The 16,530-nt window shown below is 46.8% G+C and carries 19 protein-coding genes; 7 read left to right on the plus strand and 12 right to left on the minus strand.

Annotation, left to right across the window (positions count from 1 at the left end):
* Window positions 1-142: 142 nt before the first annotated feature.
* The 4 genes from IX315_RS05870 to IX315_RS05885 all read left to right on the plus strand — a co-directional run bounded on the left by IX315_RS05870 (window position 143) and on the right by IX315_RS05885 (window position 3,023).
* The gene (locus IX315_RS05870) at window positions 143-619 is read left to right on the plus strand and encodes an HU family DNA-binding protein (protein WP_018358139.1); all 477 of its coding nucleotides are present in this window, start codon (window positions 143-145) and stop codon (window positions 617-619) included.
* A gap of 121 nt (window positions 620-740) precedes the next feature.
* Window positions 741-2,147, plus strand: coding sequence for a protoporphyrinogen oxidase (gene hemG, locus IX315_RS05875; protein WP_211837267.1), 1,407 nt, complete (start codon window positions 741-743; stop codon window positions 2,145-2,147).
* Entirely contained in the window at window positions 2,140-2,520 is a 381-nt protein-coding gene (locus IX315_RS05880) for a putative signal transducing protein (protein WP_211638250.1), read from the plus strand. The genes hemG and IX315_RS05880 overlap by 8 nt, the downstream gene beginning before the upstream one ends.
* Complete coding sequence (locus tag IX315_RS05885) at window positions 2,517-3,023, plus strand: cob(I)yrinic acid a,c-diamide adenosyltransferase (RefSeq protein ID WP_134849285.1); 507 nt, start codon at window positions 2,517-2,519, stop codon at window positions 3,021-3,023. Before IX315_RS05880 ends, IX315_RS05885 begins: the two co-directional genes overlap by 4 nt.
* 13 nt (window positions 3,024-3,036) lie before the next feature.
* On the opposite strand, the gene IX315_RS05890 is transcribed toward IX315_RS05885, so the two are convergent.
* Complete coding sequence (locus tag IX315_RS05890) at window positions 3,037-3,444, minus strand: START-like domain-containing protein (protein WP_244973103.1); 408 nt, start codon at window positions 3,442-3,444, stop codon at window positions 3,037-3,039.
* 112 nt (window positions 3,445-3,556) lie between these two features.
* Between IX315_RS05890 and IX315_RS05895 the strand changes: the two genes are divergently transcribed.
* Genes IX315_RS05895 through radA form a run of 3 tightly spaced genes read left to right on the plus strand, consistent with a single transcriptional unit; the run spans window position 3,557 to window position 6,374 of the window.
* Window positions 3,557-4,075 (plus strand): NAD(P)H-dependent oxidoreductase, encoded by a 519-nt coding sequence (locus IX315_RS05895; protein WP_211837268.1) that lies wholly within the window; start codon window positions 3,557-3,559, stop codon window positions 4,073-4,075.
* A gap of 2 nt (window positions 4,076-4,077) precedes the next feature.
* Window positions 4,078-4,995 carry a dimethylarginine dimethylaminohydrolase family protein gene (locus tag IX315_RS05900; protein WP_018358133.1) on the plus strand — a complete coding sequence of 306 codons (918 nt, stop codon included), beginning with the start codon at window positions 4,078-4,080 and terminating at the stop codon, window positions 4,993-4,995.
* 2 nt (window positions 4,996-4,997) lie between these two features.
* Window positions 4,998-6,374, plus strand: coding sequence for a DNA repair protein RadA (gene radA, locus IX315_RS05905; protein WP_018358132.1), 1,377 nt, complete (start codon window positions 4,998-5,000; stop codon window positions 6,372-6,374).
* A gap of 86 nt (window positions 6,375-6,460) precedes the next feature.
* Here the strand turns inward: radA and IX315_RS05910 are convergent, their stop codons facing one another.
* The 11 genes from IX315_RS05910 to IX315_RS05960 all read right to left on the minus strand — a co-directional run bounded on the left by IX315_RS05910 (window position 6,461) and on the right by IX315_RS05960 (window position 16,461).
* On the minus strand, window positions 6,461-6,628 hold the full coding sequence (locus IX315_RS05910; protein WP_083900376.1) for a DUF362 domain-containing protein: 168 nt from the start codon (window positions 6,626-6,628) through the stop codon (window positions 6,461-6,463).
* Window positions 6,629-6,826: 198 nt separating this feature from the next.
* A complete protein-coding gene (locus IX315_RS05915; protein ID WP_134849288.1) occupies window positions 6,827-7,378 on the minus strand; it encodes a Fe-S-containing hydro-lyase in 552 nt (183 codons plus the stop codon).
* Between the two features lie 23 nt (window positions 7,379-7,401).
* Window positions 7,402-8,244 carry a fumarate hydratase gene (locus tag IX315_RS05920; protein ID WP_211635381.1) on the minus strand — a complete coding sequence of 281 codons (843 nt, stop codon included), beginning with the start codon at window positions 8,242-8,244 and terminating at the stop codon, window positions 7,402-7,404.
* A gap of 4 nt (window positions 8,245-8,248) precedes the next feature.
* The gene (locus tag IX315_RS05925) at window positions 8,249-9,232 is read right to left on the minus strand and encodes a hypothetical protein (RefSeq protein ID WP_018358129.1); all 984 of its coding nucleotides are present in this window, start codon (window positions 9,230-9,232) and stop codon (window positions 8,249-8,251) included.
* Entirely contained in the window at window positions 9,225-9,545 is a 321-nt protein-coding gene (locus IX315_RS05930; RefSeq protein ID WP_018358128.1) for a DUF4387 domain-containing protein, read from the minus strand. The genes IX315_RS05925 and IX315_RS05930 overlap by 8 nt, the downstream gene beginning before the upstream one ends.
* Before the next feature lie 18 nt (window positions 9,546-9,563).
* Complete coding sequence (locus IX315_RS05935) at window positions 9,564-10,940, minus strand: acyclic terpene utilization AtuA family protein (RefSeq protein WP_018358127.1); 1,377 nt, start codon at window positions 10,938-10,940, stop codon at window positions 9,564-9,566.
* 24 nt (window positions 10,941-10,964) lie between these two features.
* A complete protein-coding gene (locus IX315_RS05940; protein ID WP_018358126.1) occupies window positions 10,965-12,209 on the minus strand; it encodes a methylaspartate ammonia-lyase in 1,245 nt (414 codons plus the stop codon).
* Window positions 12,210-12,246: 37 nt separating this feature from the next.
* On the minus strand, window positions 12,247-13,698 hold the full coding sequence (locus IX315_RS05945) for a methylaspartate mutase subunit E (RefSeq protein WP_211638263.1): 1,452 nt from the start codon (window positions 13,696-13,698) through the stop codon (window positions 12,247-12,249).
* Window positions 13,699-13,735: 37 nt separating this feature from the next.
* Entirely contained in the window at window positions 13,736-15,124 is a 1,389-nt protein-coding gene (glmL, locus tag IX315_RS05950; RefSeq protein WP_018358124.1) for a methylaspartate mutase accessory protein GlmL, read from the minus strand.
* A gap of 29 nt (window positions 15,125-15,153) precedes the next feature.
* Window positions 15,154-15,564, minus strand: a complete 411-nt coding sequence (gene glmS, locus IX315_RS05955) for a methylaspartate mutase subunit S (RefSeq protein WP_018358123.1) — start codon at window positions 15,562-15,564, stop codon at window positions 15,154-15,156.
* Window positions 15,565-15,957: 393 nt separating this feature from the next.
* Window positions 15,958-16,461, minus strand: a complete 504-nt coding sequence (locus IX315_RS05960; RefSeq protein ID WP_211638265.1) for a DUF6078 family protein — start codon at window positions 16,459-16,461, stop codon at window positions 15,958-15,960.
* Window positions 16,462-16,530 lie beyond the last annotated feature (69 nt).

Below are 16,530 nucleotides of genomic sequence, written 5' to 3' on the forward strand. Positions count from 1 at the left end.
TTGTTTGAAAAGGTCGAGGGTTTTGTTTGGAACCCATGACCTTTTTTATTACCTTTGTACCAAGGGTTTAAAAAGCATTGGGAGGGTACAGGCTCCCTACCTCCCAACAAGCTAACCACAGTGGAGCCGTTTTTAAAATATTATGGCAAATAGACCTTTGGCTTATACGCTATCAGAGCGTAAAGCAACAATCGGAAAGATGGCAGGTAAGACTGTTATTCAGGCAAGTCCTACTGGGCGTAAACGCATTGACCATCGTAATTTTTGTGATGAAGTGGCGCGTGCCACTACCTTTACTGGTGCCGAGGTGGAAGCAGTACTTCGCCTCGCGGCTGAGATTGCTAAGATGCATGTGGAGAATGGCGACATCGTGGAGTATGGCGACTTGGGTGTACTTAAGCCCTCTTTCCAGAGCAAACTCGTGGAAAAGGGTGTGGATGAATTCAATCCCAACATCCATATCACCAAGCCAGTCGTACGTCTTTCTCCCTCACGCAAGTACTTTAACCTCACAGGAGTAAGCTATGAGCGTGTGGAAGCACCAGCCAAGAAGGGTTCTAAGAAGCCCTCCACTAAGCCAAATGAAGGCGGTGGAGGGACTTCGGACGACAACATCTAAGGACTATTTGGGAGCGATTGCCGAGAGGGCAATCGCTCCTCTTATTTTTGATGGCTACCTGACGCCCCCTATTTTGTAGGAAAATTTGGTAGGTTTGCCTATCGTTTTTTAGGTAATGGTTATGGAGGATAGAAAAATAGACAAGGAGATTCCTGTAGTTATCATAGGTGGTGGGCTTACGGGCTTGTCCCTTGCAGCGCAATTGGACATGGAGGGTCTCCCTTTTGTGCTGCTTGAGCGGAGCGATAGGGTAGGTGGTCAGGTGCGAACACTTAGGGAAAATGGCTTTGTCTATGAGGTCGGACCAAATACTGGCACTATTTCTACTCCGGAAGTGGCAGAGCTTTTTGAATACGCAGCTCCAGATGCAGAACTGGAAGTGGCCGATAGTGCAGCCAATAGCAGGTGGATTTGGAAGGGGAACCGTTTCTATCCTATTCCCAGTGGGCTATGGGGTGGTCTGACTACCCCTCTCTATTCTTGGAGAGACAAGCTAGGGATGCCGCTTGAACCCTTTAGGCGAAAGGGGACTAATCCTAATGAGACGGTGGGCGAACTGGCAGAACGTCGCTTGGGGAAAAGCATCGTAGACTACACGATAGACCCTTTTATCGGCGGAATATATGCAGGGGATCCGTATCAGTTGGTCACCCGTTTGGCTCTGCCAAAGCTCTATAATCTGGAGCAAAAGTATGGGAGTTTTATAGGAGGAGCGCTAAGGAAAGCACGAGAACCGAAGAGCGATAGGGAGCGGAAGGCCACGAAAAAGATATTTTCGGCAGTTGGTGGTCTGGAGCATCTGATTGCGTCAGTGGCACAAAAGGTGGTACGTACGGGGCGGATTGAGCTGGAGGTAAGAGAGATTATGATAAAAGAAGAGGGGAAGTCTTGGGTCACTTCTTTTGTAGATGCTCATGGGGAGCGGCACAGTCTGGTAAGCCAACATGTAGTTACCACGGTGCGCGCCGATATTTTGCCCTCCCTTTTCCCAAATGAGTGGCAAGGGTATTTTACCAATATTGCGACGTTGCCCTATGCTCCTGTGGCAGAAGTGAGTGTTGGCTTTAAGCATTTGCCCCATATCCCTCGTGCCGCTTTTGGTGCACTGGTGCCGAGTCGGGAGAAAAGGGACGTCCTTGGCATCCTCTTTCCTAGCTCGTGCTTTAGGGGTAGGACGGAGTATTCGGATGGCGCCCTCTTTACGGTATTCATGGGAGGGTTAAGGAATAGGGAGATGTTTGTCGATAATTCGGAGGAGCAATTGATGAGGTTGGGGCTCGAAGAGCTCTACCTTATGATGAAGATACCTCGTGGTATTCAGCCCGATATGGTGCATATTGAGCGCTATCCCAAGGCTATTCCTCAGTATGATTTGGCAACAGATGCTCGCCACAATGATATCAAGAGGGTAGAAATGGCTTATCCCGGGCTGCACCTAGCGGGAGGGATGATTGGGGGAATAGGGATGGCAAATAGGATAACCCAAGGAATGGAATTAGGAAAAATGATAGCAGAGAACTATGGATAAGTTATGGAATAGAGGAGGACTGGTAGAGGTACTCAACTCAAGTGATGCTAATTATATCCACGTGGCGCATTCACTTCTGAGCGATAGGGGGTTCTTCGTACGCGTAGAGAACGAGAATACGAATATCATACCAGGTCTCTCGGTGGGCGTTTCGCTAATGGTTAGGGAGGAAGAGGTGGAGGAAGCACTGAAGGTGCTGGAGGATGCTGGGGTGATACCTAGCCAAAACGATAGCCCTGAAGCGTTGGAAGAGCAGATGGAGGCGGAGCGAAAGGGGGATAGGCGTAAGCTGTGGATGGTGCTTATCTTCTTGGTTATTGCCCTAGGGCTATTTGCTTTGTGGGCAGTTTACCTTAATAATAATCCCCTATGATACACGTCTACACGGGAAATGGTAAGGGCAAGAGCACTGCAGCCTTTGGTCTAGCGGTAAGAGCCCTCGGCGCTGGCAAGAAGGTATTCGTAGCTCAGTTCGTGAAGGACATGAAGTACAGCGAGTGTTTTCTAGAGGAGTATTTCCCCGAAGCTATTAAGATTGAGCAATGGGGCGCAAGCTGTCTTCTGGATAGGGAGCCAATAGGGGAGGATTATAGCAGAGCTAAGGAGGGGCTAGAGAGGTGCGTTGGGGTACTCCAATCGGGTATTTACGACGTAGTAGTGATGGATGAACTCAATATAGCACTCTATTTGAAGCTCCTAACCATTGATGAAGTCTTGGAAGCACTCAAGCATAGGACAGACAAACACGAAGTTATCATCACTGGAAGGTATGCCCCCAGTGAACTAATAGGTATTGCTGATCTGGTTACAGAGATGAGGGAGGTGAAGCACTACTACCAAAAGGGCGTGCCAAACCGAAGAGGTATTGACTTTTAACCCTCGTCCTCTTCTAGTAGATACCTAGACAAGCATACAGTCGTTCTTCGTGCACCGCCCATATCTGCTCAAGGGATTCGATGTCCAAACCCTTATCGTAATCGGTAACTAATAACGAGGCACTAGGAGAGATTTCTGTGGTTACAATCTCCATACGGATGTAGCTTTCGGGGTCGTCATTCCACCTCCACTCTATGAGCTTGTCTTTCTCTTGCTTGTGAATGGTCGCCACTCTATCGTCTCCGACCTCGTCCCAAAATATATGAATAGTGTTCCTTGTGATATCTACACGAGGAGCAAACCATGCCGAAAGCCCTATGCCAGTAGATATTTGGTTCCATATACTATGGGGAGATGCTGTGCTGAGGAAGTACTCTTTCCTAAAGCCCTCTGCGCTGTTGTTCTTCTCTTTTTTCTCCATAATAATATGCTCTATAACAAAAATGCCCTCCTCTTCCGCCTCCAAGATACCAATAATCTCGGTTATTGTGGGTAAGTTTGTGGAAGAAAGCTAACCTAATAGAAAGTAAGTAATGAAGACAATAGTGATAGTCGGTCATCCCGACCTATCTACCTCTATCGTAAATCGTAAGTGGGTGGAGGCTCTTCGCCCTTATGAGGGAGAAGGCTTGAAGGTACATCGCCTCGACAAAGCCCTAAAGGAGGACGGAACATTTGATTTGGAAAAGGAGCAAGCACTCTTGGAGCAGTACGATAGAATTGTGCTGCAGTTTCCTTTGTATTGGTATATGCCACCAGCTATCATGAAGCTGTGGATGGACACTGTCTGGGCTGAAGGTTGGGCTTGGGGTGATTGCCCACATGCTCTTAAGGGCAAGATCATCGAGGCTGCGACCTCTTGTGGTGCCCCTGAAGTGGCGTTTAGCGGAACTTCTTTAGCCTCTTACTTGTCGTTTGTCGGAGGATCGGCGGGCTTTGTGCAAGCTGTAGGAGGTGACTACTTCGCATTCTATGGCGCTGGTAGCCCAGGATACGAGGAGAGGTTGGCAGAGAACTGTAAAGAGTACATTAAATTTATCTGTAACAAGTAAATATGAGACGACTTAACGTAAAGGACGAGACAGGAACCCTCAAAAGTGTAATAGTAGGACTTGGTTCTACACCAGGACCTGTGCCAAGACTTGATGAGGCGTACGATGCCAAGAGTTACAGCACTATTATTGCAGGGAATTATCCTTCAGATGCCTCTCTGGATAGCGAGGTTGAGGGTTTGGCTACCGCACTTAAGGAGGAAGGAATAGAGGTGCTTCGTCCTCAAGAGCTCCCAGGGGTCAATCAGATTTTCGCACGCGATGTGGCTTTTGTTATCGAGGATAAGCTCATCCGCGCCAATATTATTCCCGATAGAGAGGCTGAAATGAGAGCTTACGATGGAATCTATGAGGAGATGGACAAGAGTAATATCATTACGCCACCGGAGCATGTGCACATCGAGGGCGGAGATGTTATCCTATTCCACGATAAGATTTTCCTCGGAACCTATCTGAGCCCTAACTATAGTAAGTATAAGATGGCACGCACCAATAAGTATGCTATCGGCTTTCTTAAGGACTTATTTCCAAAGAAAGATATCATCCCAATCGAATTAATCAAGCACGATACTGACCCATTTACTGGCGTATTGCACCTAGACTGCTGCTTCCAGCCAGTGGGAAAAGATAAGTGTATTCTCTTCCCTGGTGCTTTCCGTCATGTAGAGGATTGGGAATATATCCTCTCGCTCTTTGGTCCTGAGAATACTGCTATCATTAGCCGTCAGGAGATGTATGAGATGAATCCTAATATCTTTAGCATCGCACCAGATAAGGTAATTATTGATAGCACATTCACTCGCCTACAAGGTTGGTTTAATCGCCGTGGTATTCAGACTATCCCTGTACCATACCGTGAGGTAAGTAAGCTGGGTGGTCTCCTCCGTTGTACCACCCAACCACTAGAGAGAGCCTACTAATAGTGGCTAAGGATAAGCTTGTTTGGCTCTGTACCGACTGCGGCTCTGACTTCCCTAAGTGGGCAGGGAAGTGTCCTGCTTGCGGCGCATGGAATACTCTTAAGGAGTACCGAGTAAAGGCTGATGAACCAGGGCTTCGCATCCGAAAGGATGTGAAGCTCTTGGATAAAGCCCCCATTCCTCTCAGTGAAGTGGCTGGAGATACAGCTACTCGAATGGATCTAAAGGATGGTGAGCTCAATAGAGTCTTGGGTGGTGGGTTAGTCAAAGGCTCTTTAGTCCTCATCGGTGGCGAACCAGGAATAGGAAAGAGTACTCTAATCCTTCAGAGCGTTGTGCGCAACCCTGAACTCAAAACGCTTTACGTTAGTGGAGAGGAGAGTGTAGGGCAGATAAGGTTAAGAGCCGAACGGCTCACAGATGCCGATGCTGTGAACCACTGTTTGCTATATAGTGAAACACAGTTGGAGACGATTATGGAGACAACTCTAGATGTAATGCCCGACCTCCTTGTAATCGACTCTATTCAGACCGTCCAAACAACCAAGAGTGAATCTTCCGCTGGCTCACTTTCTCAGGTGAGGGAGTGTACTGCGGCTCTGCTTACTTTCTCCAAAGAATATGAAATACCCATAATACTAGTAGGGCATATTACCAAGGAGGGAAGCATTGCCGGCCCTAAGGTCTTGGAGCACTTAGTAGATACGGTCATTCGTTTTGAGGGCGATCAGAACCACCAATACCGTATCCTTAGGGCTATTAAAAACCGTTTTGGAAATACGGCAGAGATAGGGCTTTATGAGATGAAGGGCAGTGGGCTTAGGCAGGTGACCAATCCTTCTGAGATGCTGCTGACTGGAGGAAATTCAGATCTCTCTGGTAGCTGTGTTGGGGTAACAATGGAGGGTATCCGCCCCTTATTGGTAGAAGTACAAGCGCTTGTCAGTTCTGCCGTTTATGGTACGCCCCAGCGTTCATCTACTGGCATTGATGCTCGACGCACCAATATGCTGTTGGCAGTGCTAGAGAAGCGAGCTGGATTTAAGCTAATTCAGAAGGATGTCTTCCTGAATATCGCTGGTGGACTTACTATTCAGGACCCAGCTTTAGACCTTGCAATACTAACCGCGGTGCTATCAAGTAATCTTGATGTTCCTATTTCTCGTGAGATTTGTGTGACAGGGGAAGTGGGTTTAAGTGGAGAGATACGTGCTGTATCCCGCATTGCGCAGAGAATTAGCGAGGCAGAGAAGATTGGCTTTAAGGCGATGGTACTGCCATCTGATAATCTTCATGGGTTAGAATTAGACAAGATTGCGATTAAACTCGTCCCGGTAACTCAAGTCACTGAAGCATTTAGAGCCCTATTCCGCGAGTAGACGAAAATAGGATACCCCATACATAATAATAGAGCCGAGCTAGAAGTGAATCTAGTTCGGCTCTATTCAATTGCTTAGTCCCTAAGTTATTCTGCCTTGATAGAGTCAGTAGGGCAAACCTCAGCGCAGTTACCGCAATCAATGCAGGTATCTGGGTTGATTACATAGATGCTACCCTCAGAGATTGACTCAGTTGGGCATTCGTCCATACATGTACCGCATGCGATGCAAGTGTCTTGGATAATGTGTGCCATAATTCTAATCTTTTAGTGTCTTAAATGGATACTCATTGTTACTCTCGTTCGGATGCAAATATACCAATATTCTCCAAAGTATACCTACTTTTGGGGATAGATGTTGCTCAACCTGCTATTTCCACTTAGCAAGTTCTCCTTTTCTCCAATAAGTTATACCTATTTTTAGCTAGTTGTGGCTAAACTAGGGGAGTTTCATTACTCCTCAAATTCGAGGCGTCCTCTTTCGTAAGCATTATTACCCTCATGGTCAATCGCTACGATTACGGGTAATTCTTCTACCCTTAGACGACGTATGGCCTCTGGTCCTAAGTCGTCAAAGGCTATCACCTCTGCTTCTTTCACCCTCTGCCCCATGAGCGCTGCGGCTCCGCCTATTGCTGCGAAGTAGACCCCAGTCTCGCTTTTTAGGGTATCAATTACCTCTTTGCTGCGAAGCCCCTTACCAATCATAGCCTTTAGCCCCTTCTTCATGAGGGTGGGGGAATAGAGATCCATTCGTCCTGCTGTGGTGGGACCAACTGAGCCGATAGGCTCTCCTGGCTTTGCAGGAGCAGGCCCAGCATAATAGACTATCTGTCCTTCAAAGTCAAATGGCATCTCCTCGCCTCGTTCTAGCATCTGTACCAACCGGAGGTGCGCAGCATCGCGGGCGGTATAGATAATACCAGTAATATAGACCATGTCGCCAGCGTGAAGTGTGCGAATTACTTCATTAGTTAGTGGCGGTGTAATTATTCTTTTTTCCATGACTATCAATTTATACTATCTATTTAGATGATACCATGAGCATGGCGTGTAGCGTGACAACCTATATTCACTGCTACAGGAAGACCTGCAATGTGTGTTGCGCCTGCTACTACATTTACTGCTAACGCAGTAGTATTACCACCGAAACCAGCTGGTCCGATTCCGAGTTTATTGATACGCTCCAATAGTTCTTCCTCTATTTCACGGAGATGTGGCGCAGGATTATGCTTCCCTACCGGACGAAGGAGAGCTTCCTTGGCATAGTAAGCGCACCTCTCCATCGTGCCACCTATTCCTACACCTACAATAATAGGTGGGCAAGGGTTAGCACCAGCTTCTGAGACGACTTGCACTACATAGTCTTTGACGCCCTCTACACCTTGGCTAGGAGTAAGCATCTTGAGCTGACTCTTGTTCTCGCTACCAAAGCCTTTTGGAGAGACTTCTATCTCAATCTTATCGCCAGGGACAATGTTGTAGTGAATAACAGCAGGGGTATTGTCCTTGGTGTTTTCACGAAGGATAGGATCATTGACTACCGACTTACGCAGGTACCCTTTCTCGTAGCCTTCACGGACACCTGCATTGATAGCATCCTCAAGAAGTCCTCCTGTGATATGGACATCCTGCCCTAGTTTGACGAATACCACGGTCATCCCAGTATCCTGACAAAGTGGCTTCTGTTGGGTGCGTGCTATCTCACTATTCTCTAAGAGAGTTCCTAAGATATCCCTGCCAAGGGGCGACTTCTCTATGCTAAGTTGAGAGGTCATCTTGGCGTGTATATCAGGGGTCATATAGTAGCAGGCATCTATACAAAGTTTTGAGACCAATTGAGTGATCTCGTGTACATCTATTTCTCTCATAGCTTTAGATGTCATACATTTTTTTGATAAAATAGAATGAGTTTCTATTGTGGAGTAACTCATGGTTTCTAGGGTCGCTATCCAGTAGCCCTACCAGACAATAGGCATCATATCTCTTGTCGTAAATTAGCTCTTTATGCAGGGAGAAGTTTTCTATCATCCCTGTAGAACGTACATGGATACGAGGGCCATCGCAAGGCTTGATTTCATCCCCTATCTTGATATGATGATCATCGAAATAATCAATAGGGATATCCTCTAGAATCAATTCTTGTATTCTGCGCTCAAGTTTATCCAAATCCTCTTTGTTGAGCTGAGGATTATCATTAAACTTCAGCACGAAGCCTTTAGGTACGTCGGCACTGTAGTATTCCGACATATCTATACCAAAAAGCCCCTCTAAGGCATACGCTGTCACTTCTTCTGCCGAGTGCGCCATCTTACGGTACCGAAGTGATTCGTGCACAATATCATACAAGGTCTGTGGCTGAGGCCCAAATATGGATGGGCGAGTCACGATAATCTCCTCGCCTATCGCAAATAGCAGATCGGCATTTCTGCCAAGAGCTTGATTGAGCAGGTTAAAGTGCTCTACCACTACACGCTTGCCTTTCTCCAGTGCTTCCTGTACAAAATCGACAATCTCATACATTTGGGTGAAGGCAGACTGGAAACGCATATCTATGTGGTAGGTCGATGCCTCGCGCAGATTATCCATGCCTTGGCGCACCTGCATTATCTTGCGTGGATCAAGTAGGTCATCATCATTGGCTAGCTCTAGACCAGGGAAAATACCTTTGATAAGAGAACTCTTACCACTGCCAGCATCTCCGATAAAGCCAATTAGCCTATCGGTAAAGCTGAGGTGTTGATGAGCCAATTGCTCCCCGAGGGAAAGGAGTCTCTCCTTCCCACGGGGGGCATAATATTGGGTAGAGACCCAGAGCTCCTGGAATCTCTTAGGTTTTGCTCCGATTTGACTATGCATCGAAAGTAAAACTCATTAGTGGTGCATGCTGCTGAGCACCATAGACATCAGTCTCTCCGAGTGCACCACTTGGGATTGGGCGCTTAATCGTAGCCTTGACAGCCTTTGCAGGGTCAAAATAGATGACGTGAAGCACATTCTCCTCAGGGATACCATAGAGCCTAGCTACAGTGGCAGCATCAATTGGCTTATGCTCCTTAAAGAAGTTGTAATCGTCAAATGTCTTGAAGATAATGTCGAATGTAAGTTCATAAGGACCAGAGTTCTTGCTTCTGATCACAGATGCCATATCGACTAGCTTATATGTTTTCATATCTCTATACTCCTTTCTTTACTTTGCCTGACCATTGGTAAACTGACGATAGGTGATTGGGAAGAGCTCTGTAGGGCTCTCTACCTTCATCAGGTGGTACACGTTGAACTCGAATACCTCACCCATGTGTGCATCAGATGGTGAGAATGGGAATGCGAGGTTTCCTGCTGTAGAAATACGTCCCTCGTAACCGAAGTGAAGCATGGTACTGCGTGCAAAGCTACAAATCGTATCTGCTTCCTGCTGTGTAGCACCTACTGCCTCGATGATAATCAATAGTTCATTACCTGTATCAGTAGTCACACCAGGGAACATTGCCATAACACCACCCTTGCCGTAGACCTTAAAGTCTAGGAAGTAGTCACTCATGCCGTAGTCCTTGAAGTTGTTGTCTACGCGGGCACGAACGGCCTCTGTAATCTCATCTACCTTGCTAATAAAGATTGGGTCGGTAACACCTGCACATGCGATGGTACGATAACCTACACGACGAACGCCCTCTAGCTTTACAAAGTAACCATCGGTTGGTTCAAACACCGTACCAGCAACACGTACCCTATTGTCTGCAATCTGCTCAAAGGTAGTATTGTGTAGGTTGAGTTGTCCTCCAGGTCCAGGAAGGATGTATGGGTTAGACTTCTCATACAGTGTATGCGCTGCGATAGATAGGGTAGTACACTTACGTGCTGGAGAAAGGGTCTCTAGCTCGAAATGATCGTGACGGAGGTAGCCAAACATACAGTCGCTACCACTACCAGGAAGTGCTGCGATAGCAGCGCACTCCAAAATCTTACCCATGTGGATAGCAAGCCCCTTAGGATAGCCCTTAGAGATAGCTAGTGCTGAGAAGACGGTAGGGTCGTAGGCACGTCCAGCAAGGATAACTTGAGCACCATTATTGAGCGCCTCGATAAATGGCTCCTCACCCATCTGGGCTACGATACGAACCGACTCATCGATATCCTCTTCCTTTAGTTCTGGAGCTGGAGCGAGTGGCGTAATTTTACCATCCTTAAAGTACTTGCGGACAAGTTCCTTGTCAAACTCTGAGCTAATCTCTGCATACTTGAAAGTAAGACCTCTAGCTTCAGCAATCTCCTCGATAATCTTACGATTAATCTCTACATGAGGACGACCACCTGAGCCTCCCGACGAACCGATAATCACTGGAATACCAGCCTTGATTGCAGCTGGAATCATGATATCTAGGTCTCTCTTGACCGAGTTGCGATCGGTAAAGGAGATACCAGCACCGAGATAGTAAGGACCTGGGTCTGTAGAACCAGCGTCCACTGCTATCACATGTGGGTTACGCTTCATACCCTCCTCAAAAGACTCCATAGGGAAGCCATAGCCGAGGATTGCGGTAGGGGATAGTACTCTTATCTCTTCCATTTCTCTTTCCTTTCTCTATTTTATTTAGATGAGATCCTTGAGTGCAAGGATTCTGCTCATCTCATTAAATACAAGCATGTAGCCCTCGTCTACACCCATACCAGGCTTAGCGAGCATTTGCTTTGGTTGTGTAGCCATTGCGATGTGTGCGCAAATCTCAGCTGAACGGTTGGTCTCGTTGCAAGTACCACCTAGGTAAGCTCCCATATCGTGTTGCTTGCAATAGAGTACAGCCTCAATTGTGTTATTGATACCACCAAGGTCTGGGGTCTTAATCTGTGCCATGTGGCCTGCCTTGTCCTTAGAGAAGTCGATGATATCCTCAAGGGTATTACACCACTCATCAGCTACGATCTCAGCATCGATACCCTTATCATCCATGTGGCGACGGATTTCATGTAGTGCCTTGACCTGTGCCCACTTCTCCTCAACATCTACTGGACCTTCAATACGTAGGTGGAATGGCTTAGCAGCCTCAGCTAGAGTGCCAATGTAGTCTGCAATCTTCTCGAAGTCATTATCGAATACCACACCTAGTGTGCCGTATACATCAATGTGGAAGATAGGATTGTAGCTATCGCGAGTACGCTTCTCGAGGATACGATTGCGTAGCCATTCTACGTAAGCGAGTAGCTTCTCACCCTTTAGACCGGTCTTCTGCTCCACATGATTGAAGAGCGCGTGTGGTAGCACTTCAGCCTCCTTCATAATCATCTTGTCCGCATTGGTGTACCTATCGTCACCAGACTGTGTAAAGATGGGTACCATTGTGTCGGAGATAGTTGTGTTGTACTCTGCTGCTATCACCTGAGCCATTAGCTTATGTTGGCTCTTAGCTACGGCGTCTAGGCAAGCCTGAGTAACTCCGTAACGGATAGCGGTGTGGAACTGCTTCCCAGTTTCTGGGCGGACAAACTTGTCTACCTTGTCAGCCATCTCGCGGAAAGTAGTGATATCCTTACCCTCATACATAGGAGCAATCTCCTTTAGTATTACTGGGATAAAGTTCTTTGCAAGGAATAGAGGGTCTCTACCGCCTGCACCAGAATACTGTACTGCTGCACAGTCACCATGCGCAACCTGTCCATCCTCTAGGATGAAGAGTACAGAGATAGACTCTCCTGCTTGGCGAACGCTGGTAAAACCATCCGTAACAGTCTCTCCAGAGTAGAAAGCACCATCACTTACTGCACCTCTCTTAATAGCACGCTGATCATCGAAGTAAAACCCCGTCTTTCCAGCGGCACATACTACTTTCTTAATTTTCATAACTATATTTAATTATGTGTGTTTGTTCTATTGTCAATTATTGCTTACGCCCTACAAGGAAGCCCTTACTGATAGCATATACATCATCTATCACCATTTGGAAGCTTACGGTACGGTTTTCTGCTTTCGCACGCTCCTCTAGCTTGCTGCGGTGGAAGTCTAGAATATCTTGGCTAAATGGTAGGTTACCCGCATCGAGGATACGTACAGCACCACTATTGTCACGAGCTGGCATCACCTTACCAGCATTGTACTTGCTAGGTGCGAATGGGATATCAAGGACTCCCGATTCGAAGGCCGCAATCACGCCTTGTGCAAGGTCTCCCTTGCCGAGCTCAAATACCTTGTCCATGATCTGATTGACCTCGCGCTCGATGATTTCAGACTCAGCTATCACGGCAGGGATACTGGTAAAGTCCTGATCACGTAGCATAGAGATTACCTGCTTAGTAGCACGCAAACCAGCAGCATTGGCTTCCATGGTAGGTACTCCCATTGCCTCGTGCGGAGTCTTCACTATTACCTTTGTAGCCTTAGCTAGTGCTGCAGCTGCAGACCCCCAAGAGATAACACCAAATGCCTTAGCCTCGTCCTGAGGGAAACCACCCATCCACTGGTGGAATACAGTTGTTACCTTTACATCGCTATAGCCGTACTTAGCTAGATACTCATTGGTCTGCTTCTTTAGTGAGCGGATTGCGGCTACGTCTTGGATAAGGTTACCGCACTGACCATAACCTACGGTTAAGTCCTTCACACCCTGAGTAGCAGCTAGGAGTGCCTCAATGATAGCTACAGAGTTGGAGATACAAGCTGGGATGAGCGTACCTGTGAGTGGTCCAAATGGCTCACGGTTGATATTTACTCCAGCCTCAGCATACATGCCGACCAATCTATCGGTGTATTGCCAATACTCAATTGTCTTGGCAAGTGAGTAGTCTTTAGAGTAGGGGATATTGTATGAGATACCACCACCCTCGTATGAGGTAAAACCACCTGCGATAGAAATTTCGGTAAGTAGACGGGCGTCAGGCGTACCATGACGTACCTGCACTGGGTTTTTGAGTGCTGAAGTCACTGTACGGCATATATCCACACCATAGTTAACGATAGGGAAACCATTCAGCATTGAGCGACCGCTCTCCTTACTCTTCTCGATACCGTTCTGAGCTTCAGTATACCTATTAAGACGAGTGTAGCTATCCACAGTAGATGGAAGTAGGTCTGCCTCACCTTCACGCTCTAGGAACTGAAGTAGCTTGATATGCTCATCATATAGCGCCACTCCAGCACGTGGCTGGATAAGGGTGACACCCTCTTTGTCTGCTTTCTGTAGCTTCTCATCGAAGCGCTTAGACTTTGCAATACCCTTTTGGTACTCTACGGCCTCCTCGAAGTTGACACCAGCTCCAGTAGTCCACTGCTTAAGTACCTCTTCTCTCTCTCTCTGAAATTCAGCGTCACTGATTCTGACGTTACGGATTTCCATATTACATATAATGTGTGGGTTGTTAATTATTGCGTTCTTATCGCTTCACCTTCTTGAGCTCTTTCTTCATGATTTCCAAAGCTACATCCGGAAGTTCAGCACTGAGTAGCCCCATAGAGGCCATAATGTACGATTTGTCTATATAGAAGGTCGGTTCTTTGGGTCGAGCTGACTCGTAATTGGTTGGATCGAAAACCGAACCTCCTAGTACGTATGCAGGATCATCGCTGTGAATGATCGCCCCACCTATTCCCAGGACATTCTCTACCTTAGAAAGGTCTTTGCCATCAATGGTGAATAGCTGACCCATAGGGGTGTACACCGACTTGATATGCCCTACATGCCTATCTGTTGCTATAGATACAGCACCTTTGGCAAGCACCTTCTCCATATTGGCTTCACGCTCATCTTCAGCACGACGTGATGGAGTAGTAGAGCACGCTGCTACCCAATCCTTCAGTTCTTCGTCTGATAATCCCAAAGGTTTACCAGCTTCGAACAGATCCATTTCGTCTGCTAGAGAGGTGAGGCTATAGCGCATACCTAAGTCACCTTCTACAGTTCGCTTACAAGGGGGCTCGGGGAGTCCTCTCTGTACGATATTAGGGGCCGTTGGCTCACCAATAGCTATAGAGTACACATCCGTTGTTGCACCACCTAGGTCTATCGCCAGTAATTCTCCAATACCTTCTACGTTGTGCGTACCTTTGCTTAGTAGTTCACAAGCGTTGAGTACAGCCAATGGGGTAGGGATAATCTCATTGTGTGCCTTTTCCTGGGCTTTGCTTAGTCCCTTTGCCTCAATAATACGATCAATGAATAGCTGCATGATGCACTCCTTCGCTGGTTGTACATTGAGGGTGCTAAAGTCAGGCATTACATTGTCTGTCACTACGCATGACCTACCCGCATCTTTTAATATCTGGGCTACCTCATCGGCTGCATTCTTATTGCCTGCCATTACAATGGTAAAATTGCCCTTTACTTTGGAGAGGGTTCGTGCATTATTGATTACCGTCTCGCGGTTGCCTCCATCGGTCCCTCCACATAATAGAATCAAATCGGGAGCAATCTGCTCAATTTCCTCAGCTTCCTTTCGGCTGATTTCAAAAGAGTAGGTTTTGACCACCTTTGCCCCAGCGCTACTTGCTGCAGTACGCGCAGCCTTAGCCGTGAGTTCGGGGACTAGGCCTGAAGCGACCATCTTGAGTCCTCCTGCAGCGCTACTACAACAGAGAAAACGATCGTACTCCCAAGGAGCGCCTAGTTTCTTGTGGAGCTCCGAAAGTGCATTGCTAAGCCCCTCCATTACATCCGTTTCGATGGTCGTGAAGGCTGCTCCAGTGCTCACTATCTCACACTTCTCTGTGTCGATAGCGGTCACTTTGGTGTACGTACTTCCAAAGTCCGCAGTTAGATACCTCATATCTAGTTACAATGTTTATATGTAACCGTTTATAGACCTAAGATCTTATCGAGGTCTGCTATAGTCGTTTCAATAGGGGTGTTTGGTGGGTACACACAATCGAAGCCCATCTTCTTGAAGCGAGCCTCTACGTCTGTAAATTCCTGCTTTCCTACTACAAGATTGCCACCTGCTAGTAGGGGTATACCTTTCAGACCTGCCTCATCACACTTCTCTCGAAGCCCTTGGCAGTCAATCTCACCGTGCCCATAGAGTGAAGAGACAAGAATTGCATCTGCATTTGTCTCAATCGCCGCATTGATAAACTCGGTTTGTGAAACCATTACACCAAGATTTACCACATTGTATCCTGCTTGAGTGAGTGCAAAAGCAATAATCTTATTGCCTACAGCATGAGCGTCTGCTCCAATCACACCTGTCACAACGGTCTTTCCATTCATAGTTAAAAATACTCTAGTTGTTCTTGAGCTAAAAATCGGGTTGCATGAAACGGTAAGAGAGTTTCCCTTCTCTCCATTCCCTTTCACGGTGCAAAGTTAAGTATAAATACTTACTTATTCAGTACATTATCCCTTTATTTCTCTATTACTTGCTAAATAACAATATTAAGAGCCATAGAGATCGATAGACAATAAGATGACATCGTAGAGTTTTGACCTCTAGATACTATAGCGGCTTCAGTCCCTCGCGGGAGAGACTCCAGTTCCTCCCGAGAAAAACTCTAGTCCCTCGCGGGAGAGACTTTGGGTAAGATGTATAGTACCTGGAGGTAGTAGCGCCTCGTACTATTTTATCTTATAGCATCTAATTCAAGAACTGCCGAAGAGGTGCTTTTATTCTTTAGCGTCAATGGCTTTGGAATAATAGCTGGGGTAACGATCTACTGTATTGTCGAAAATCTGATCTGCTTTGACATTGTATTTCTCGAATATGCGAATCAGTATATCTCGAGCTTCTTCTGGGATGATTTGGCTCCCTTTTCGCCAATTGTAGTAGACGGTTTTGCTGAGTTTGAGTTCGGACATAATCTCTTTGCGGATGCGATCCGCATCTCCAGAGGAGACATGTGCAAGCCCCTTAATGAATCCGAGAGGCAGGTGGGAAAGGGTATTGGGGAGGTAGTAGGAGCACTTCTCTCCTATTCCTATTGAACTTCTTTTGGGGTGGAGATAACTATGCACGAAGTCATCTGGTTGGGAATAGTAGTAGCTAAGGTAGCGCAAGCACTTTCCTGCCAAAGGACAGTCTGCTATGATACAATGGCTTAGTTGCTCGGGAAGTAGGTTCCACCTTATTTCTTCCTCTGGTATTGGGCTGATAGGAGTTTCTGTATTCATGTATTTCTCATATTTTTCTAGTTGTTTCACTTCTCCCGCAAAGGTACATATTTATTTGTACTGCTACTT

The organism is Porphyromonas levii (assembly GCF_018206105.1).
GTDB lineage: Bacteria > Bacteroidota > Bacteroidia > Bacteroidales > Porphyromonadaceae > Porphyromonas_A > Porphyromonas_A levii.